Here is a 19254-nt window from a genome sequence, read left to right on the forward strand (position 1 = left end):
CGCGACTTTGCGACCACATGAGTCAGTCACGCGACGAGGAGAGGCAATGAGCGAACGCGAGTCCATGCAGTACGACGTCGTCATCGTCGGCGCGGGACCTGCCGGCCTTTCCGCCGCGATCCGCCTCAAGCAGCTCGCCATCGAGGCCGGGCGCGAGCTGTCCGTCTGCATCCTCGAGAAGGGGTCCGAGGTCGGCGCCCACATCCTGTCCGGCGCGGTCATCGATCCCAAGGCGCTCGACGAGCTCATTCCGGACTGGAAGGAGCAGGACTGCCCGCTCGGCGCCGTGCCGGTGACGCGCAACGAGCATTGGGTGCTGTCGAAGACCAAGAAAAGGTCGATGCCGCACCTGATGACTCCGTCCTGGATGCACAACAAGGGCACCTACACCGGCAGCCTCGGCAATCTCTGCCGCTGGCTCGCGGGCAAGGCCGAGGAGCTCGGGGTCGAGATCTTCCCGGGCTTCCCCGCCGCCGAAGTGCTGTTCAACGACGACGGCAGCGTGAAGGGCGTCGCCACGGGCGACATGGGCGTTGCCCGCGACGGCACCCACAAGCCCGACTACCAGCCCGGAATGGAGCTTCACGGCCGCTACACCTTCTTCGCGGAGGGCGCGCGCGGCCACCTCACCAAGGAGGTGAAGCGGATCTTCGAGCTGGAAAAGGACAGCCAGCCGCAGATCTACGGCCTCGGCATCAAGGAACTGTGGGACATCGCTCCGGCCAAGCACAAGCCGGGCCACGTCATCCACACCCAGGGCTGGCCGCTCACCGACGACAGCTGGGGCGGCGGCTTCCTCTACCACCAGGACAACAATCAGGTCGCGCTCGGCTTCGTCGTCGCTCTGTCCTACTGCAACCCGTACCTGTCGCCGTTCGAAGAATTCCAGCGCTGGAAGCAGCATCCCTCGATCCGCGCGATCCTGGAGGGCGGCAAGCGCGTTTCCTACGGCGCCCGCGCGATCAACGAGGGCGGCTACCAGTCCATCCCCAAGCTCGCTTTCCCCGGCGGCGCCCTGATCGGCTGCTCGGCCGGCTTCGTGAACGTGCCGCGCATCAAGGGCACCCACACCGCGATGAAGAGCGGAATGCTCGCCGCCGAGGCCGCCTTCGAGGCGATCGCCGCTGACCGCAGCAACGACGCGCTCGAGGATTACGATACCGCGCTCCACGCCTCCTGGGTGGCGAAGGAGCTGAAGATGGTGCGCAACGTCGAGCCGATGGTCGCCAGGTTCGGCGGCACGCTCGGCACTCTGCTCGCCGGAATCGACATGTGGATGCGCACGCTTCACATCGGCCTGCCGTTCACGATGAAGCACCATCCGGACAACACGATGCTGCTCCGCAAGGACCAGGCCAAGCCGATCGACTATCCCAAGCCCGACGGCGTGATTAGCTTCGACCGCCTCTCCTCGGTGTTCCTGTCGAACACCAATCACGAGGAGGACCAGCCGATCCACCTGACCCTGAAGGACGCGGCGGTCCCGACCGCGGTCAACCTTCCCGACTATGCCGGCCCCGAGGCGCGCTACTGCCCGGCGGGCGTCTACGAATTCGTCGAGGAAGGCGGCGCTCCGCGCCTGCAGATCAACGCGCAGAATTGCGTCCACTGCAAGACCTGCGACATCAAGGACCCGACCCAGAACATCAACTGGGTCACCCCCGAAGGCGGTGGAGGCCCCAATTACCCGAACATGTAGCCTGCTCGCCGGCATCGCCCTGATCGCCTGGGCCAGTCCCGCGGCCGCCGACCCGGCGACCTATATCCAGGCGCGGGTCGCCGCCGACCAGGGCGCGGCGGACCGCGCCGGCCGCAGCTTCCGTTCGCTGCTCGCGGAGAACCCGGCCAGCCAGCTCGTCGCGCGCCGCGCGCTCGACCATGGCCTGTCCGCAGGCGACTGGCCGCTGGCGCTCGACGCGGCGCGCCGGCTCGAGGCCCAGAATGCGCTGCCCGCGCTACGTCGCCCGCTGCTCCTCGCCGAGGCGCTCAAGCGCCGCGACTGGGCGGCCGCCGAGCGCCAGGCCGCGCGGATCGAGCAGGACCGGCTGTTCGAGTCGCTCGCGCCGATCATTCGCGCCTGGATCGCGTTCGGCTCGCGCCGAGGCGATCCCATCGCCTTGCTCGCGCCGCTCGGCAGCGGCGCTGGCGCCGGCTATGCGGTGGAGCATCGCGCGCTGATCGAGCTGGCGCAGGGCAGGGGCTCGCCCGAAATCTTCGCTGCATTGGATCCCGGCGCGGGCCTTCGCCTCCAGCGCCTGCGCATCGCCGCCGCGGCGGAGTTCGCCGCGCGCCGCCAGCGCGACCAGGCGCTGGGCCTCGTCGCCGGCGACCAGCCCGCCTTTGCCGCCGCGCGCCGGCTGATCGAAGCAGGCCGTCCGATCCCGGGCCGCATCGACACCGCCGCCGACGGCGTCTCCGAATTGTTCGCCCGCGTCGCGATCGACTTCAACCAGCAGGAGCTGGACAGCGAGGCGGTGATGCTCGCCCAGGTCGCGCGCTACCTCGCCCCCGACAACAGCGAGGCGACCTTCCTCGCCGCCGAGGTCATGGGCGAGGCGCGCGCCGCAGAAGCCGTGCGCCTGCTCGCCCAGGTCCCGGCCGACGACCCCTTCGCCGATGCCGCGGCGTCGCTTCGCCTGCGCCTGCTCGCGTCCAGCGGCCAGCGCGCGACGGCGATGACCGAGGTCCGCCAGCGCATCGCCCGCGGCTCGCGCGACCCGACCGACCATGTCCAGCTCGGCGACCTGCTCGTCGACGCGCGCAACTTCGACGAGGCTGCGGCGGCTTATGCCCGCGCCCACGAGCTGTGGCGGGCGGGCTCCTATCCGGCGATCCCCGAATGGACCTTGCTCGTCGCGCGCGGCGGCGCCCTGGAGCAGGGCGGCCGCTGGCCCGAGGCGCGCGCGGCGCTTCGCGAGGCCTACCGCCTCGCCCCCGCCGAGCCGGTCGTCCTCAACTATCTAGGCTATGCCCAGATCGACCGCGGCGAGTCTCCGGAGGAATCCGAACGCATGATCCGCGAGGCGCTTCGCCTCGCGCCGGACAGTGCCGCGATCACCGATTCCCTCGGCTGGGCGCTCTACAAGACCGGCCGAGTCGACGAGGCCATTCCCCTCTTGGAGCGGGCCGCTCGCGGCGAGCCGGGCGACGTCGAGATCAACGAGCATCTCGGCGACGCCTATTACGCCGCCGGCCGCCGCTTCGAGGCCCGCTTCGCCTGGACCGCCGCGCTCGTCTATGCCGAAGGCGACGCTGCCGAGCGCCTGCGCGCCAAGATCGAGCGAGGGCCCCCGCGCCTCGTCCAGCGCTGATGCGCGAAACTGCGTTCGCCAAAATCAACCTCGCGCTTCATGTGCGAGGGCGCGAGCCGGATGGCTACCACCGCTTGGAGACCGTCTTCGCCTTCGCGGAGGAGGGCGACGAGCTGGAGGTCGCCGAATCGGAGCGCGCCGGAGAACTCGAACTGGTCGTGACCGGCCCCTTCGCCAAAGCCCTCTTTACAGCGGGGGGAGGGTCGGGTGAGGGGGCTCGAACTGCGAGGCTAACCACCGACATCGATCCCCCTCATCCCAGCCGTCTCCCCGCCGGAGAGAGAGGGCTTTCGGATAACCTCGTCATTCGCGCCGCCGAGGCGCTCCGGGAGCATTACGGCGTCACGAAAGGCGCCCGTCTCACGCTCGACAAGCGGCTCCCCGTCGCCGCCGGTATTGGCGGTGGCTCAGCCGATGCGGCCGCGGCTCTGCGCCTTCTCACCCCCTTCTGGAACCTTCCGAACGAACCCGAAGTGCTCCACGCCATCGCCCGCACCCTCGGCGCCGACGTGCCCGCCTGCCTCGCCAGCCGCACCGTGCGCGGCGAGGGCAGGGGCGACGACCTCGTTCCCGTCGACGGCAGCGCGCTTGCCGGAACGCCGGTCCTGCTGGTCAATCCGGGCGTTCCCGTCCCGACCGGTCCGGTGTTCAAGGCGTGGGCCGGCGTCGACCGCGGCCCGCTCGACGCGGACCTGATCGGCCGCAACGACCTCGAAACGCCGGCCCGCACCATCGCCCCGGTGATCGGCGACGTGCTCGAAGCGCTCGCCGGCGCTCGTTTCGCACAGATGTCCGGCTCCGGCGCCACCTGCTTCGCCCTCTACGACAGCGAAGCCGAGCGGGACGAGGCTCAGGCGCGCATCTGCGCTGCCCACCCGAACTGGTGGACGCTGGCGAGCCGCCTCAGACGTTGAAGCGGAACAGCAGGACGTCGCCGTCCTGGACGACATATTCCTTGCCCTCGGCGCGCATCTTGCCGGCTTCCTTGGCGCCCGCTTCGCCGCCGCAGGCGATGTAATCGTCGTAGGCGATCGTCTCGGCACGGATGAAGCCGCGCTCGAAATCGGTGTGGATCACGCCCGCCGCCTGAGGCGCCTTCGATCCCTTCTCGACGGTCCAGGCGCGCGCTTCCTTCGGCCCGGCGGTGAAGAAGGTGATGAGGTGGAGGAGGTCGTAGCCGGCGCGGATGATCTGGCTGAGCCCGGTCTCGGTGAGGCCGAGGTCGCCGAGGAACTCGGCACGGTCCTCAGCCGGCATGGTGGCGATCTCGGCCTCGATGGCCGCCGAGATGATCACCGCGCGCGCATCCTCCGCCTTGGCCTTCTCGAACACCCGCGCGCTGTGGGCGTTGCCGGTCGCCGCGTCGCCCTCGTCGACGTTGCACACGTAGAGGACCGGCTTGGAGGTCAGCAGCTGCGCCCGCTCCAGCGCCAATTTCTCCTCGGCGTCCTTGGGCACGGTGAGCCGCGCGGGCTTGGAGTCGCGCAGCAGTTCGAGCGCCTGGCCGAGAACGCTCGCCTGGACCTTGGCTTCCTTGTCGCCCTGCTGCGCCTTCTTCACCAGGTTGGGCACGCGCTTCTCGAGGCTCTCGAGGTCGGCGAGCATCAGCTCGGTCTCGACCGTCTCGGCGTCGGCGACCGGATCGACCCGGTTCTCGACATGGGTGACGTCGCCGCCCTCGAAGCAGCGCAGCACGTGGACGATCGCGTCGACCTCGCGGATGTTGCCGAGGAACTGGTTGCCGAGCCCTTCGCCCTTGGACGCGCCGCGCACCAGGCCGGCGATGTCGACGAATTCGAGCTGGGTCTCGATCTCGCTGGCCGACTTGGCGACCTCGGCGAGTCTGTCGAGGCGCGGATCGGGCACCGCGACCCGGCCGACATTCGGCTCGATCGTGCAGAAGGGATAGTTCGCCGCCTGCGCTGCTGCCGTCTCGGTTAGCGCGTTGAACAGGGTGGACTTGCCGACATTCGGCAGGCCGACGATACCGCAGCGGAAACCCATTGTTGCTCCTGGAAATCTTGCCTCGATTTAGAGCGAGGCTCTTGGATGGGCGCCACTAACGCCCGCAACGCCGGATTGCCAGTCTCGCAACTTCAAAGCGGCACCGGGCGCCCCCAGATGCGTTTCACTGCGCAACCGAAACGAAGGGCTTTCCGATGGCCGATCTTTCCGCTTTCCCGATCACCCGCCGCTGGCCGGCGCAGCATCCCGACCGGCTGCAGCTCTACGCCGCGCCCACGCCCAACGGCGTCAAGGCGTCGATCATGCTCGAGGAGACCGGCATCCCCTATGAGCCCCATTATGTGAACATCATGGAGAATGAGACCTGGAACGACGAGTTCCTGTCGCTCAATCCCAACGGCAAGATCCCCGCGATCCTCGATCCCGACGGCCCCGGCGGCGAGCCCTTCGCTCTGTGGGAATCGGGCGCGATCCTTCTCTATCTCGCCGAGAAGAGCGGCAAGCTTCTGCCGAGCGACCCCGCCCGGCGCTACGAGGCGATCCAGTGGGTGATGTGGCAGATGGGCGGCCTCGGCCCGATGTTCGGCCAGCTCGGATTCTTCCACAAATTCGCCGGCCGCGACTATGAGGACAAGCGGCCGCGCGACCGCTACGCCAAGGAAAGCCACCGGCTGATCCGCGTCCTCGAGACGCGCCTCGCCGACCGACAGTGGCTGGTCGGCGACGATTTCTCGATCGCCGACATCGCGTCGCTCGGCTGGGTGAGGAACCTGATCGGCTTCTACGATGCCGGCGAGCTGGTCGCCTATGACGAGCTGGTCAACGTCCCCCGCTGGCTCGAACAGGGCCTCACCCGCCCCGCGGTCCAGCGCGGCCTCACCATCCCCGCCAAGCCCGACTGATGATATTCTCCTCCCCGGCTTTCGAGTCGGGAGGGGATCATGAAGCGGCTTCTGACGGCGGCCTGCGCGGTCGCGGCTCTTGGCGTGGCTCAGCCGGCCTCGGCGGACACGGTGTGCGAGTGCATCGATTTCGCCCAGCGCCTCGCGACCGCAAGCCCCGCCGCAGGCGGCGCGGGCAGTGGCCTGACCCCGGCGCCGACCAACCCCGAACTCTCGCGCGCCCAGACCCGCGTCGCCCTCGCCATGTTCGAGGCGCTCAACGCCATCGACCGGCGCTACCGTTCCTACCTCAATTTCCCGCAGGGCGACGCCAGCGCATCCCAGGACGCAGCCGCGGTCACGGCCGCCTATCACGTCCTCGTCCATTTCTACCCAGCCCAGCGCGCGGCGCTCGACGAGAATTATGCGATCGCAATGGAGACGGTGACCGATCCCGCCCGGCGCGAGGCGGGCCGGCTGATCGGCGAAGCGGCGGCGCGCGCCGCGATCAGCGCCGGCGGCATCGACCCGGCCGTCGCCCAGACGCCCTATCGCCCGCGGACCGCGCCCGGCGAATGGGTCGCGACCCAGCTCCCCATCTTCCAGCCCTACACAATCGCCTTCCGGCCCTGGATCCTGCCGCGCGCCGATTCGGTGCGACCCGGTCCGCCGCCGGCGCTGACCAGCGAGCGCTGGGCCCGCGATTATGACGAGGTCCGCCGGCTCGGCGGCCGCGAGAGCGCCGCCCGAACTCCGCACCAGACCCTGATGGCGCGCTACCGCATCACTCCGGACATGATGCCGTCGCTTCGCTACGCCGCCGACGCCTCGGACCGCGCCCCGGTCGAGAATGCCCGCATGTTCGCCCTGATGGGGATGGTCCTCGACGACACCTCGATGGCGACCGGCGAGGCCAAGCTTCACTACAATTTCTGGCGCCCGGTCACCGCGATCCGCAACGGCGAGGCGGACGGCAATCCCGCCACTCACCCGGATCCCGCCTGGGAGCCGCTCATCGCCACGCCCAACCATCCCGAATATCCCTGCGCCCACTGCAGCACCGCCGGCGCCGTCGCCGAGTTCATGACCGCCGAGGTCGGCGCGCGCCCAGCCTACGGAGTCCGGGTCAGCTCGCGCTCCATCCCCAGCGCCGCCGTCCAGGTCCTGCCGAGCTGGGATGACTGGGTGCGCGAGGTGAACTTGTCGCGTACCCTCGGCGGCGTCCACTATCGCTTCTCGAACGAGGCCGGCGAGGAGATCGGCCGCCGCGTTGCACGGATGGCCCTTCAGAACGTCATGCAGCCACTCCCAGCAGCGCAGAGACGCCGCGCGCGCTAGGTCTCGATCTCGCGCGGGCGAAGCAGCAGTAAAGCCGCCAGCGCGCTGACCACGGCCGCCCCAACCATCACCCAGGCCGCCATGGCGAAGGCCTCGGCCAGCCCCTCGCCGCGCGCCGCAAGCACCGATCCGAGCAAGGCGGTGGCGATCAGGCCGCCGGTTCGCGCAATGGCGCTGTTGAAGCCGTTGGCGGTGCCGACATGCGACTCGTCGACCGACGCCATCACCGCCGTCGTCAGCGGCGCGACCGCGCCCGCCATTCCGATCGCCATCAGGAACAGGCCCGGCGCGACCCCGGTCCAGTAGGACGGGTCGGAACCGGCGCGGCTCAGCAGCGCGAAGCCGACCGCGACGACGACCGGCCCGATGGTCAGCGGGAGGCGCGGCCCGATCCGCGCCGCAAGCCCGCCCATGAAGCGCGAGCCCAGGCCCAGCACGATCGGCAAAGGCAGCAGCGCCGCCCCCGCCTCGACCGGCGCGTATCCGTGAAGCTCGATCAGCAGATAGGGCAGAACCACGAACAGCGCCCCGAGCGCGGCATAGAGGAAGAAGGTGAGGATGCTGAGCCCGACGAAGCTCGCCGTTCCGAACATCGCGAGCGGCATGATCGCACGATCGCGGCGGCGCTTTTCGATCACGAGGAACAGCATCAGCGCGGCCGCGCCCCCGACCGTCGCGATCCAGCCTTGCGTGGCGGCCCCGTCGGCCTCGCCGGACAGGATGGTGAGACCCCAGGTGATCGCCCCGAGCCCGACAGTGGCTGCCGCCACGCCGGCCCAGTCTAGCGGCGCCTCGTTGTCGCTGCTGCTCTCGGTCACGTGCCGCCAGCCGAGCCACAAGGCGCCGAGGGAGAGCGGCAGGTTGATCAGGAAGATCGCCCGCCAGCCGACCGTCTCGACCAGCCAGCCGCCGAGCAGCGGCCCGACCGCGCCTGCGATCGCGCCCGCCGCGGCCCAGGTTCCGATCGCCTGGCCGCGCTTCTCGCCCTCGAACGCCGCTCCGAGCAAGGCGAGGCTGTTGGGCAGGAGCATGGCCGCGGCGATCCCCTGGCAAGCCCGACCGGCGAGCAGCAACGGCAGCGACGGCGCCAGGAAGCACAGGATCGAAGCGGTCCCGAACAGCGCCACGCCGACCAGGAACATCCGTCGCCGCCCGTAGCGGTCGCCGAGCGCCCCGCCGAGCAGGAGCAGCGCGGACAGCGGCAGCAGATAGGCGTTGACGATCCACTGAAGGCCCGACGCACCCCCGCCGAGATCGGCGCCGATCGCCGGCAGCGCGACGTTGACCACCGAGCCGTCGACGAAGGCCAGGCTGGATGCGAGGATCGACGCGGCCAGGGTCAACCGCGGGCTGGGGCAGGGACGGCTTCGGACGGTGGCGGCGCGGGCGCTGTCGCAGGGAGCCGGGATCGCCGCCGACATCGCGTCAGAGCCTGTAGTTGAAGCTGATGCTGATCCGCTCGCCCCCAGAGCGTTTAGCGCCGTTGCCGGGGACGACTTCGTGGCGAAGCCAGCTTTCCCACAGGAACACGGTGCCGGGCTTGGGCTCGGCATAGACGAATGTCTTCAAATCCTCCGGCGCGTCGTCCCGCCGGGTCGGCGCCGCCATCATCATCGGCAGCCGCGGGTCCTCCAGCTTGAGCGCTCCGGCGCCCGGCGGCACCGTCACATAAACGGTGCCGGAAACGACGCTGTGCGGGTGGAGATGGCCGCTATGCCCGCCGCCGCTCTTGAGGACGTTGACCCACAGGCTGTCGAGTTTCGGCCGTCGCCCGCCCAGGTCGAAGGCGCATTCCTCCGCGAACGCCGCGACATGGCGGTTCAGCGCCTTGGCGAGATCGGCGAAATTGGGGTCGCGCAGGGGCAAATCGTCGAGCGAGGCGTAGGAGGTGTAGCCGCGATAGCCATGCTCGCGGCTCCACCGCCGCCCCGCCTGGTCGTCCTCGGCCAGCGCACGGCAGGACTGCTCCAGCCCAGCGAGCAGGCCGGGCGAGGCGAGGTCGCCTTCATAGAAACGGGTGGCGAAGAGGGAGCGGAGCGGCACAGGCGGCTGATAGAGATGTCGGGCGCTGGATTCCAGCCGGGACGATTGACCGCGTGCGCCACTCATACCTAAACTGCCGGCCTTGGCAGGCGCCGATGCGCCGCTTGGAGGAGAGCAGCCATGTCGATCCTCGCCGCGCTCATTCTTGCGCTCGTTCAACCCGGTCCGCCGGCCGCAGCCGAAATCCCGGTCGACGTCGGCCGTTTCGATGCTTCGGAATTCCCCGAGCCGATCCGGCTCGAACGGCGGATGCCGGAAGCGGTCATGGTCGGCAGGGTCGAGGAGATGCTCTCGGACGGCCGCTGCACCCTCGCCGGCGCGAACGACCGCCGCTTCAACATCGTCGTGCCCTTTGCGCTCCTGATGAATGCGGACGGGACGACGGAGACGGTCGTCGTCCACGAAGCGGGATGCGAGGCGCTCGAGACCTTCGTCGGCCAGATCGTGCTCGCCCAGATTCGCCGCGGCGATTTCCGGCCGCAGCATCGCGAGGGCGAGCGCTGGTATGTCAGCGAGCTCGGCTTCGCGATGGGAAACCGGGCCGAGGCGGTCGCGATCGCCGCCGACAATCCCGATCGGCCGATCTGCCGGCGCGAGGAGCTGGCCCTCGGCTCGCGCGTGCGCACCCAGCGCGTCTGCAAGACGGCCGCCGAATGGGTCATCTTCGACGCCGACCGCGAGCAGCTTCGCCGCGATATCCAGAATTCGGGCCGTTGCGGCAATAGCAGCTGCGGGTACGAGGACAATTGAGTTGATGGCCCCGGCCGCTCTGGCGGCTCTGCTCCTGCAGGGAGCGCAGCCCGCGTCGCCGGCTGCATCGGAGCCGGCGCCCGACCCCTCCGAGGTCACCGTGGTCGAGAGCGGGTCGGAGGAGCACGAAGAGGTTCCGATCAGCTCGCGAATCGGGCGGCGGATCGACGATTTCGCGGCGGATCCGTTGGCCGCGATGTACCTTCGCGAATGGGCGAACTGCATCGTCCGGATCCACCGGCCGCGCGCGCTCGCCCTGCTGGCGACGCCGCTCAATTCGCCGGAGCAGTCCGAGATCATCGACCAGCTGACCGGCCGCCGTTTCACCCGGCGAACGGTTTGCGCCCGCTTTCGCAGCATGCGGGTGGAGAATCTCGTCCTGCGCGGGGCGATCGCCGAATCCCTCGGGCGCTGGGAAGGGGAGCGGGGGCGGAGCGCCGGGCAATTGCCCCCCGTACTGCCGCCCGTGCCGCAATCCGCAGGCGTGCAGGCCCAGCTCGCGCTGATGGGGCGCTGTGTGATGGAGCGCGATCCGGACGGAGTGGAAAGGGTGATGGCGACCCGGCCCGGCACCGGATCGTCGGCACGGACCCTGTCGCAGCTTTCCGGGCCGATCGCGGTCTGCCTGCCGGCGGGGCTGCGGGTGCGGGACGTTCATCCCCTGGCGCTGCGCGGCGCGCTCGGCGAGCCTTACTATCTGCGCAGGCGCATCGGCAGCGCTTCCGCCTCGGCGGCGGACGTCCCACCTTCATGAGCTCGCGCCGTCTCGAGGGTCCCGGCGGCGGCCTTCCAGCGGCGTGGCGTCTTTTGCGGCGCTCAGTCCTGCAGGCGCAGGGCGACTTCGCTCATGAAGCGCGCATCGTCGCCCTTGGCGAGCCAGTCGGCTTCCGCGGCGATCGCGGCGAGCATGTCGCTGAGGTCGTCGGTCTCCGTCTTGGCGTAGTTGCCGAGAACATGGCCGGTGACCCGGTCCTTGTGGCCGGGATGGCCGATGCCGATGCGCACCCGGCGGAAATCGCTGCCGATATGGGAGTCGAGCGAGCGCAGGCCGTTATGGCCGGCGGTGCCGCCGCCGGTCTTCACCTTGACCTTGAACGGAGCGAGGTCGAGCTCGTCATGGAAGGCGGTGACGTCGGCCGGCTCGCGCTTGAAGAAGTCCATCGCCGCGCGAACCGCACGGCCGCTGTCGTTCATGAAGGTCGCGGGCTTCAGCAGCAGGATTCGCGCCCCGCCGATCCGGCCCTGCTGAGCCCAGCCGTGGAACGCCTTCTTGGGCGGCTCGAAATTGTGGATGCTGGCGATGGCGTCGAGAGCCATGAAGCCGACATTGTGCCGGTGCATCGCATATTGCGCGCCCGGATTACCGAGGCCGACCCAGATCTGCACCGCGTCAAATCCAGTGAAATCGCCCGCCTCGCCGGTCTGCCCGAGAAGCTCGATCGGCCTGGGCAGGAACAGGGAGGTGAGCCAGGAGAAGGGGGATTTGTTCGCCATTGGCGAGCGTCATTGCGGGGAAGGAGACGGCGAAGCAATCCACCTTGGTGAGATGGATTGCTTCGCTCATGCTCGCAATGACGAAAGGGGAGGGCCTTAGCCCTCGCTGGCCTCGCCGCCTTCGGCCTGACCTTCGGTCTCGCCGGCAGCTTCGCCTTCGCCTTCGGCTTCGCCCTCGGCGCCTTCCTCGGCCGCTTCGCCGCCGCCGGTGGCAGCAGCTTCGCCCTTGAGGCTCGACGGCGCGACCAGGGTGGCGACGGTGAAGTCGCGGTCCTCGATCGCCGACTTGGCGCCCTTGGGCAGGGTCACGGCGGAGATGTGGATGGAGTCGCCGACGTCATAGCCCGACAGGTCGATGACGACGTCCTCCGGAATCTCGGCCGCATCGACGACCAGGTCGAGGTCATGACGGACGACGTTGAGCACGCCGCCCTTCTTGAGACCCGGGGACTGCTCTTCGTTGACGAAGCGCACCGGCACCGCGACCGTGACGGTGGCGTGCTCGGAGATGCGCAGGAAGTCGACATGCAGCGGCCGGTCGGTGACCGGATGGAACTGGACGTCCTTGGGAAGAGTGCGGGTGGCCTTGCCGCCAACGTCGATCATCACGACCTGGTTCATGAAGTGGCCGGTGCGCAGCTGCTTGACCAGCACCTTCTCCTCGAGGTGGATGCTCGTCGGCTCCTCGTTGTTGCCGTAGATGACGGCGGGGACGCGGCCTTCGCGGCGCAGGTGACGGGAGGCTCCCTTGCCAGCCCGATCGCGCGCCTCGGCCGACAGCGTAAGCTGCTCGCTCATATGCATGTCTCCAAGATCTTGGGTTTCATCATTCTCCCGCACACGCCTCCAGGGATGACCATGTGCAGGGAAGGGCGCGCCTATAAGGGAGAGGCGTGCGGAGAGCAAGAAAGTTCCTCCCCGCCGCGCAGCGGTGGGGAGGGGGACCATCCGCTTAGTGGATGGTGGAGGGGTATTCGGGTGAGGGTTACCCCTCCACCATCGCCTCGCGGCGACGGTCCCCCTCCCCGTGAGCGCCGCTCACGGGGAGGAACCAAGTGTTACCGGTTCGGCGTCTGGTTCGGCACCCGCTCGGTGCGGATGTCGCGGCGGGCGAGGAAGGACTGGACGCTGTCCGATCCGCTGAGGTGGCCGGCGCCGACCGCCATGAACACCACGCCCGGCCGGTCCATGCGCTCGTCGATCCACTCGGCCCAGGCCTCGTTGCGCGCGCCGAGCAGGGCGCGGCGAAGGTCGGCATTGCCGCTCAGGCCTTCGTTCATCATCCGGTCGAGGCCGGCCTCGTCGCCGGTCCGCCACACCGCGGTCATCCGCGGCAGCACCTGCTGCATCTCGTCCATGTCGTCGAGCGTCTCGCGGAGCATGGCGAGCTGCGCCTCGTCCGACAGGCCGTCGAACATCTGGATCTGGCCCTCGATCGTCTCGACCGCGCCGATCGTCATGTTGCGCCCGGCGGCGGCGCGCTTGAGCACCGCTTCGGCGCCATGCTCGCCGGTCATGCCGAGCCGCTGCGCCATCACCGAGGCCAGGGTCATGTTGACGAACCAGGGCTCGAAATTGTCGAACGCGCCGGCCGGAGCGCCGACCGAGGCGAGCGCCGCGTTGAGCGCCCGATACTGGTCCGGGCTGAGGCGGTCGGACAATTTGCGGCCCTGCGGATCGACCGCATAGCGGGTGACCAGCGGCATCATCGCCTGCTGGATCTCGGCCGGATTGTCGGGGAGGACGATCTCCATGACCAGCTCGTTGGAGCGGTCGAACGCCTCGCGGACCTCGTCGTTGAACCAGTCGATGCAGCCGTCGAGCAGGTGAAAGGTGCCGAACAGGTAGATGGTGGTGTCGTCGTCGCGCGCCACCCACATCGCCGGGTCGCCGTCATGGCGCTGGGCGCAGGTCGGCGCGGCGGGCGCGGCGGCGGCGGGGCCCTGCGGCTGGGCCTGGGCCTGGGCCGTGGTGGCGAGAGTGGTCGCGGCGAGCAGGCCGATCAGGAACTTCTTCATCACATTTCTCCAGATATATTCGGTGGTTACAGCAAGCCTTGGCCGGCTCAACGATATTTCTTCCAGATCCAGATCACACCGACGGTCAGGACCGTGGCGAAGTAGATGGCGATGCCGTTCGGTTCGGGCGCGAAGCCACCGCGCCAGGCGAACCACCACAAGGGCGCGCCGATCATGAAGACGTAGATTCCCCACAGCGCGCCGGTCTTGTAGGCGTCCGCCTCCTGCTCATCGACCGCGCTGCGGTGCCAGTAGATCGACAGGGCCGGCACCACCACGCCCAGCACCAGCATCATCAGCAGGGCCACGCCGGTGGGGAGGGGCGCGCTCGAAAGGACGCTGCCCGGGGTGATCTCCTGGCCCGACGCCAGCACCGCCAGCACCATCAGCACGCCCATCGCCCCGCCCAGCGCGCCCGACCCGATCAGGATGTTGCGGTTGAGCCGCTCCTTCCTGGTCAGCGGCTCCTCGCCGGTCGGACGCCGAACGTCGCGAAGGATCAGCCAGACGCATCCGGCGAGAAGCAGCGCATCCGCGGCGAGGAAGGCGACCGTGAACAGATCGATGGCGGCGCCGCGCTCGGCCCGGGCCGCGAGGAACCCGCCGGCGACGCCGACGAGGAAGACCGCCACCAGGCTCAGCCCGACGATCCGCAGCCAGCGCCAGAAGCGCGCCGCAACGACAGTCTCCTCGCGCTCAGCCATTGCCAGTCTCGCCGTCATCGAAAATCTCCTCGATCCTCATCCCGAACAGCCGGCCGATCTTGAAGGCGAGCGGCAGCGACGGGTCGTATTTGCCTGTTTCGATTGCATTCACTGCCTGTCGCGACACGTCGAGACGGCCGGCCAGCTCGGCCTGGCTCCAGTCCCGCTCGGCGCGCAGCACCTTCAGCCGGTTCTTCATGTCCGCGATGTCCATGTCCGCTCGCCCCGCATCAGGTGAGCAGGGCAACCGCGGAGGCGACCAGCGCCATCGCGCCGAGCAGCTCCGCTTCGTCGCCGTTCAACCATCTCGGCCTCGCCATTGGTCCGATTCCTGGTCTTCTTCACCTGACACAATGTCAAGCGACCATGACTAAATGTCACGTGTGGATTACCATGTCAAGCGACCATGACAAAAAGTCGCCAGAAGCTGACGCCGCGTCCCTCAAGTCGCTGGAATTATTGAAGCGGGCGCCGCCGATCAGTCGATCCGCCGCGCCATGATTCCGCGCTCGGCGAGCATGCGCTGCACCGAATCGGGGCCGGCGAGGTGGCCGGCGCCGACCGCGAACAGCACCGTCCCGGGCCGCGCCATCCGCCGCTCTAGCCACTGAGTCCAGTTGCGGTTGCGGCGGGTCAGAAGCGGTTCGTAGATTTCCGCCGGCATCGTCCGCATCTCGGCGGCGATCGCGTCGACATTGCCGCTCACCCAGTCCGCGTCGCTGCTCGGGCCGGGCGAGTCGGCGGGCGGCGAGTCGTTGCCGGTCACCGTCGCCTCGAGGAAGCGGCGCTGCACGTCGAGCGGCATGGTGCTGAACACGCGGATCTGCTCCTCGATCGTCTCGACTCCGTAGATCGGCCGCCGCGACTTGCGGAAGATCCGCCCGAGCACTTCCTCGGCGCCGCTCAGCGCCACCGGCGCGCCGCTAGCTTCCTCGCCGAAGGCCTGGGTCATCTGGAAGCCGGTGAGCATGAACGCGACCGCCCAGATGTGCATCTCGTCATAGGCCTCGACCGGCAGCCCGGTCGACGCCAGCGCCGCCTCGAGCGCCGGCCGCGCCTCGGGCGACACCCGCGACAGGATCGGCACGGTCTTGCCCATCATCATCGGCGCGAACATCCGGTCCTCGGAGAACATTTCCGCGCTGGAGGCGTCGGGCGTCTCCATGACCAGCTCGTCGGCCTCGGCGATGACCTCGTCGAGCCGCGCCGAGCGCCAGTCGAGGCTGGCCGGGAAGACGTGGATCGTCCCGAACAGGTAGATCTTGGTGTCCTCGTCCTCGATCAGCCAGATTGCCGGCCGCGGTGCCGGCGCGCCGGCCGGCGCGGTCTCGGCCAGCGCGTCCGCGGGCTGCCAGCATCCGAGCAGGGCTGCGGCGAGCAGCGCGCACCGTTTCAGCAAGGCCCGCACATCCGCCACGCATCCGCTCCCGCCGCTTCCTTGACCCATAGTGCACCATCCGCCAAAGGCTCGCGACACCTTTTGTCTCTCTCAGCTTATCGAAGGGCGCCGCCTTGGCTTCCGCTCCCACTTCGCTCAGCTTCCAGCAGCTGATCCTGACGCTCCACCACTATTGGAGCGACCGCGGCTGCCTCATCCTGCAGCCCTATGACATGGAGATGGGGGCGGGGACCTTTCACACCGCGACCACGCTCCGCGCGCTCGGCCCCGATCCGTGGAACGCCGCCTTCGTCCAGCCCTGCCGCCGCCCGACCGACGGCCGCTATGGCGAGAACCCCAACCGGCTCCAGCATTATTACCAATATCAGGTCATCCTGAAGCCGAGCCCGCCCGACCTCCAGGACCTCTACCTCGGCAGCCTCGCCGCCATCGGAATCGATTTCGAGAAGCACGACATCCGCTTCGTCGAGGACGATTGGGAAAGCCCGACGCTCGGCGCCTGGGGCCTCGGCTGGGAAGTGTGGTGCGACGGCATGGAGGTGACCCAGTTCACCTATTTCCAGCAGATGGGCGGCTTCGACTGCAAGCCTGTCGCCGGCGAGCTCACCTACGGGCTCGAGCGCCTCGCCATGTACGTCCAGAACAAGGACAGCCTGTTCGACCTCGACTTCAACGGCCGGGGCGTGACCTATGGCGACGTCTTCCTCGAGAATGAGCGGCAGATGTCGAAGTGGAATTTCGAGGTCGCCGACACCGAGACCTTGTTCGACCTGTTCCGAAAGGCCGCGGCCGAGTGCGAGAACTGCCTCGCCAACGATCTCCCGATCCCCGCTTATGAGCAGGCGATCAAGGCGAGCCACACCTTCAACCTCCTCCAGGCCCGCGGCGTGATCAGCGTCGCCGAACGCCAGGCCTATATCGGCCGGGTCCGCGACCTCGCCAAAGGCGCCTGCGCCGCCTGGATGCAAAAGAACGGGTGGGCGGCGTGAGGGAAAATTCAGTGCAAAACGCCAACCTCTCCGCTCGTCCTGAGCGAAGTCGAAGGGCGCCCGCACCGACCTTCGTGCAAGCGCCCTTCGACTACGGCCTACGGCCTCCGCTCAGGACGAGCGGAGAGTTTGAGGGAGCGCGCGCGTGAGTGACTTCCTCCTCGAAATCCTCTCGGAGGAAATCCCCGCGCGGATGCAGGCCAAGGCGCGCGCCGACCTCGCCCGCCTGTTCGAAGCCGAGCTCAACACCGCCGGCCTCTCGGCGCAGGGGATCGAGACCTACGTCACCCCGCGCCGCCTCGTCCTCATCGCCCGCGGCCTGCCGCAGGAAACCGCCGCGACCAGCGAGGAGCTGAAGGGCCCGCGCACCTCCGCCCCGCCGCAGGCGCTCGAAGGCTTCCTGCGCAAGACCGGCCTCAGCCAGGACCAGCTCAGCGAGCGCGACGGCATCTGGTTCGCCAATCTCGAAAAGCCCGGCCGAGCCACCGTCGAAGTGCTCGCCGAGGCGATCCCCGCCATCGTCCGCGCCTTCCCCTGGCCCAAGTCGATGCGCTGGGGCGCCGCCTCGCTCGCCACCGAGAGCCTGCGCTGGGTCCGCCCCTTGCAGGGCATCGTCGCCATGCTCGACGAGAAGGTCGTCGATTTCGAGATCGGCGACGTCCGCTCCGGCGCCGCCACGATCGGTCACCGCTTCCGCCACCCCGGCCCGATCACCCTCGGCGGCGCCTCCGACTATCTCGAGAAATTGAAGGCCTGCCACGTCATCGTCGACCAGGACGAGCGCGCCCGCATCATCCGCGACGGCGCCGCCGCGGCCGCCTCCGCCGCCGGCCTGACTTTGGTCGAGGACGAAGGCCTGGTGCTCGAAAATGCCGGCCTCACCGAATGGCCGGTGCCGCTGCTCGGCCAGTTCGACCCGAGCTTCCTCCAGGTCCCGCGCGAGGTGATCCAGCTCACCATGCGCACCAACCAGAAGTACTTCGCGGCGACGGACGGGCAGGGCGCGCTCGCCCCCGCCTTCATCTGCGTCGCCAACATCGACGCGGCCGACGGCGGCCAGGCGATCGTCCACGGCAACCAGAAGGTGCTCGCCGCGCGCCTGTCGGACGCCAAATTCTTCTGGGAGCACGATCTCGCCGTGCCGCTGGGGCAGCAGGCGGAGAAGCTGTCGCAGATCGTCTTCCACGAAAAGCTCGGCACCGTTGCCGACAAGGTCGACCGAGTCGCCAAGCTCGCCCGCTGGCTGGTCGAAGAAGGCATCGTCGGTACCGACGCAAACCTCACCGCTCGTCCCGAGCGTAGTCGAGGGGCGCCTGCACCGGCCTTAGAACCGCGCCCCTCGACTACGCTCGGGACGAGCGAGGTTGGGCAGTTGGCCGACCTCGCCGAACGCGCCGCCCGCCTCGCCAAGGCCGACCTCGTCACCCAGATGGTCGGCGAGTTCCCCGAGCTTCAGGGCCTCATCGGCGGCTACATCGCCGCCGCCCAGGACGAAGACCCCCAAGTCGCCGAAGCCATCCGCGACCACTACAAGCCGGTCGGGCAGGGGGACGAAGTGCCCACCGCGCCGGTGACAGTGGCGGTGAGCCTGGCGGACAAGTTCGATACGTTGGTGTCATTCTTCTACGCCGACATGCCGCCGACCGGCTCGAAGGATCCGTTCGCGTTGCGACGGGCGGCGTTGGGTGTGCTCGAACTTCTTACGCACAACAGTTTGAGGCTGAGCCTGTGGGAAGGGATAACGCACGGTCTTAAGGGCATGACTGATCTGCGCGTTTTCCCGGAGATGCCAGACCAGGCATTCGAGGCGCACAGCAAAGCCATGCAGGCGACGTTTAAATCGTTGCCCGACTTCTTCGCTGACCGCCTGAAGGTCCAGCAGCGCGAGGCAGGCGTCCGCCACGACCTGATCGACGCGGTCTTCGCGCTCGGCGGCGAGGACGATCTCGTCCGCCTGCTCGCCCGCGTCCGCGCGCTTCAGTCCTTCGTCGAGACGCCCGACGGCACCGACCTCCTCGCCGGCTACAAGCGCGCCGCCAACATCCTCAAGAAAGAGAATTGGACGGCGGAACAGGACGAGAACAAAACGCTTTCCTACACGCCCGAAAATGCGGAAGATGTATTGATCGCCGCTCTCGATTCGGCGGAACCGGAGGCGGCGGCCGCGGTTGAGCGCGAGGATTTCGAGGGGGCCATGCGCGCCCTCGCCACGCTCCGCCGTCCCGTGGACGCGTTTTTCAACGAGGTGACCGTGAACGACCCGGATCCCGCGAAACGCGAAGCACGCCTCGACCTGCTCGCCCGGATGCGCGCCGCGGTCCACCGAGTCGCCGATTTCTCGCGGATCGAGGGGTGAATCGAG

Annotated in this window: 18 protein-coding genes; 9 read left to right on the forward strand and 9 right to left on the reverse strand. The window is 68.7% G+C overall.

Annotated features, from left to right (window positions below; all coding sequences use genetic code 11):
- The first annotated feature begins 46 nt into the window (after window positions 1-46).
- The 3 genes from G7B71_RS00425 to G7B71_RS00435 are packed head-to-tail and all read left to right on the forward strand — an operon-like array spanning window position 47 to window position 4225.
- Window positions 47-1699 carry an electron transfer flavoprotein-ubiquinone oxidoreductase gene (locus tag G7B71_RS00425; RefSeq protein WP_166036722.1) on the forward strand — a complete coding sequence of 551 codons (1653 nt, stop codon included), beginning with the start codon at window positions 47-49 and terminating at the stop codon, window positions 1697-1699.
- Window positions 1671-3311: a tetratricopeptide repeat protein gene (locus tag G7B71_RS15590; RefSeq protein WP_166036724.1), complete on the forward strand. Its 1641-nt coding sequence runs from the start codon at window positions 1671-1673 to the stop codon at window positions 3309-3311. The genes G7B71_RS00425 and G7B71_RS15590 overlap by 29 nt, the downstream gene beginning before the upstream one ends.
- The gene (locus G7B71_RS00435) at window positions 3311-4225 is read left to right on the forward strand and encodes a 4-(cytidine 5'-diphospho)-2-C-methyl-D-erythritol kinase (RefSeq protein ID WP_243406027.1); all 915 of its coding nucleotides are present in this window, start codon (window positions 3311-3313) and stop codon (window positions 4223-4225) included. The genes G7B71_RS15590 and G7B71_RS00435 overlap by 1 nt, the downstream gene beginning before the upstream one ends.
- On the opposite strand, the gene ychF is transcribed toward G7B71_RS00435, so the two are convergent.
- Window positions 4215-5315, reverse strand: a complete 1101-nt coding sequence (ychF, locus tag G7B71_RS00440) for a redox-regulated ATPase YchF (protein WP_166036726.1) — start codon at window positions 5313-5315, stop codon at window positions 4215-4217. The two genes, G7B71_RS00435 and ychF, sit on opposite strands and share 11 nt — an antisense overlap.
- Before the next feature lie 155 nt (window positions 5316-5470).
- Between ychF and G7B71_RS00445 the strand changes: the two genes are divergently transcribed.
- Window positions 5471-6178 (forward strand): glutathione S-transferase N-terminal domain-containing protein, encoded by a 708-nt coding sequence (locus tag G7B71_RS00445; RefSeq protein ID WP_166036728.1) that lies wholly within the window; start codon window positions 5471-5473, stop codon window positions 6176-6178.
- A gap of 39 nt (window positions 6179-6217) precedes the next feature.
- Complete coding sequence (locus G7B71_RS00450) at window positions 6218-7495, forward strand: vanadium-dependent haloperoxidase (RefSeq protein WP_166036730.1); 1278 nt, start codon at window positions 6218-6220, stop codon at window positions 7493-7495.
- Here G7B71_RS00450 and G7B71_RS00455 read toward each other — a convergent pair.
- Window positions 7492-8916, reverse strand: a complete 1425-nt coding sequence (locus G7B71_RS00455) for an MFS transporter (RefSeq protein ID WP_166036732.1) — start codon at window positions 8914-8916, stop codon at window positions 7492-7494. The genes G7B71_RS00450 and G7B71_RS00455 overlap by 4 nt on opposite strands.
- 4 nt (window positions 8917-8920) lie before the next feature.
- Complete coding sequence (locus G7B71_RS00460) at window positions 8921-9538, reverse strand: TIGR02466 family protein (protein ID WP_207774677.1); 618 nt, start codon at window positions 9536-9538, stop codon at window positions 8921-8923.
- Between the two features lie 120 nt (window positions 9539-9658).
- Here G7B71_RS00460 and G7B71_RS00465 point away from each other — a divergent pair, with 120 nt between their 5' ends.
- Window positions 9659-10288 (forward strand): hypothetical protein, encoded by a 630-nt coding sequence (locus G7B71_RS00465; protein WP_166036736.1) that lies wholly within the window; start codon window positions 9659-9661, stop codon window positions 10286-10288.
- 4 nt (window positions 10289-10292) lie between these two features.
- On the forward strand, window positions 10293-11042 hold the full coding sequence (locus G7B71_RS00470; RefSeq protein ID WP_166036737.1) for a hypothetical protein: 750 nt from the start codon (window positions 10293-10295) through the stop codon (window positions 11040-11042).
- A gap of 62 nt (window positions 11043-11104) precedes the next feature.
- Here G7B71_RS00470 and pth read toward each other — a convergent pair whose 3' ends face one another.
- The 6 genes from pth to G7B71_RS00500 all read right to left on the reverse strand — a co-directional run bounded on the left by pth (window position 11105) and on the right by G7B71_RS00500 (window position 15921).
- Window positions 11105-11674, reverse strand: coding sequence for an aminoacyl-tRNA hydrolase (gene pth, locus G7B71_RS00475; protein ID WP_166037030.1), 570 nt, complete (start codon window positions 11672-11674; stop codon window positions 11105-11107).
- 204 nt (window positions 11675-11878) lie between these two features.
- Complete coding sequence (locus G7B71_RS00480) at window positions 11879-12580, reverse strand: 50S ribosomal protein L25/general stress protein Ctc (protein ID WP_166036739.1); 702 nt, start codon at window positions 12578-12580, stop codon at window positions 11879-11881.
- 260 nt (window positions 12581-12840) lie between these two features.
- On the reverse strand, window positions 12841-13800 hold the full coding sequence (locus G7B71_RS00485) for a TraB/GumN family protein (RefSeq protein ID WP_166036741.1): 960 nt from the start codon (window positions 13798-13800) through the stop codon (window positions 12841-12843).
- 47 nt (window positions 13801-13847) lie between these two features.
- Window positions 13848-14522, reverse strand: a complete 675-nt coding sequence (locus G7B71_RS00490; RefSeq protein ID WP_166036743.1) for a hypothetical protein — start codon at window positions 14520-14522, stop codon at window positions 13848-13850.
- Complete coding sequence (locus G7B71_RS00495) at window positions 14497-14703, reverse strand: helix-turn-helix transcriptional regulator (protein WP_166037032.1); 207 nt, start codon at window positions 14701-14703, stop codon at window positions 14497-14499. Before G7B71_RS00495 ends, G7B71_RS00490 begins: the two co-directional genes overlap by 26 nt.
- A 279-nt stretch (window positions 14704-14982) precedes the next feature.
- The gene (locus G7B71_RS00500; RefSeq protein ID WP_166036744.1) at window positions 14983-15921 is read right to left on the reverse strand and encodes a TraB/GumN family protein; all 939 of its coding nucleotides are present in this window, start codon (window positions 15919-15921) and stop codon (window positions 14983-14985) included.
- 95 nt (window positions 15922-16016) lie between these two features.
- Between G7B71_RS00500 and G7B71_RS00505 the strand changes: the two genes are divergently transcribed.
- A complete protein-coding gene (locus tag G7B71_RS00505; protein WP_243406028.1) occupies window positions 16017-16892 on the forward strand; it encodes a glycine--tRNA ligase subunit alpha in 876 nt (291 codons plus the stop codon).
- Between the two features lie 145 nt (window positions 16893-17037).
- A complete protein-coding gene (gene glyS / locus G7B71_RS00510; protein ID WP_166036746.1) occupies window positions 17038-19248 on the forward strand; it encodes a glycine--tRNA ligase subunit beta in 2211 nt (736 codons plus the stop codon).
- Window positions 19249-19254: the final 6 nt, after the last annotated feature.

The sequence above is a fragment of the Sphingosinicella sp. YJ22 genome (assembly GCF_011320075.1).
Classification (GTDB): Bacteria; Pseudomonadota; Alphaproteobacteria; order Sphingomonadales; family Sphingomonadaceae; genus Allosphingosinicella.

Bases quoted from the DNA above. Each gene is read 5' to 3' on its own strand.
- G7B71_RS00445 (WP_166036728.1), top strand. From the start codon at position 5,471: ATGGCCGATCTTTCCGCTTTCCCGATCACCCGCCGCTGGCCGGCGCAG.
- G7B71_RS00470 (WP_166036737.1), top strand. From the start codon at position 10,293: ATGGCCCCGGCCGCTCTGGCGGCTCTGCTCCTGCAGGGAGCGCAGCCC.
- G7B71_RS00450 (WP_166036730.1), top strand. From the start codon at position 6,218: ATGAAGCGGCTTCTGACGGCGGCCTGCGCGGTCGCGGCTCTTGGCGTG.
- G7B71_RS00435 (WP_243406027.1), top strand. From the start codon at position 3,311: ATGCGCGAAACTGCGTTCGCCAAAATCAACCTCGCGCTTCATGTGCGA.
- ychF (WP_166036726.1), bottom strand. From the start codon at position 5,315: ATGGGTTTCCGCTGCGGTATCGTCGGCCTGCCGAATGTCGGCAAGTCC.
- G7B71_RS00480 (WP_166036739.1), bottom strand. From the start codon at position 12,580: ATGAGCGAGCAGCTTACGCTGTCGGCCGAGGCGCGCGATCGGGCTGGC.
- G7B71_RS00485 (WP_166036741.1), bottom strand. From the start codon at position 13,800: ATGAAGAAGTTCCTGATCGGCCTGCTCGCCGCGACCACTCTCGCCACC.
- G7B71_RS00490 (WP_166036743.1), bottom strand. From the start codon at position 14,522: ATGACGGCGAGACTGGCAATGGCTGAGCGCGAGGAGACTGTCGTTGCG.
- G7B71_RS00425 (WP_166036722.1), top strand. From the start codon at position 47: ATGAGCGAACGCGAGTCCATGCAGTACGACGTCGTCATCGTCGGCGCG.
- G7B71_RS00465 (WP_166036736.1), top strand. From the start codon at position 9,659: ATGTCGATCCTCGCCGCGCTCATTCTTGCGCTCGTTCAACCCGGTCCG.
- G7B71_RS00495 (WP_166037032.1), bottom strand. From the start codon at position 14,703: ATGAAGAACCGGCTGAAGGTGCTGCGCGCCGAGCGGGACTGGAGCCAG.
- G7B71_RS00455 (WP_166036732.1), bottom strand. From the start codon at position 8,916: ATGTCGGCGGCGATCCCGGCTCCCTGCGACAGCGCCCGCGCCGCCACC.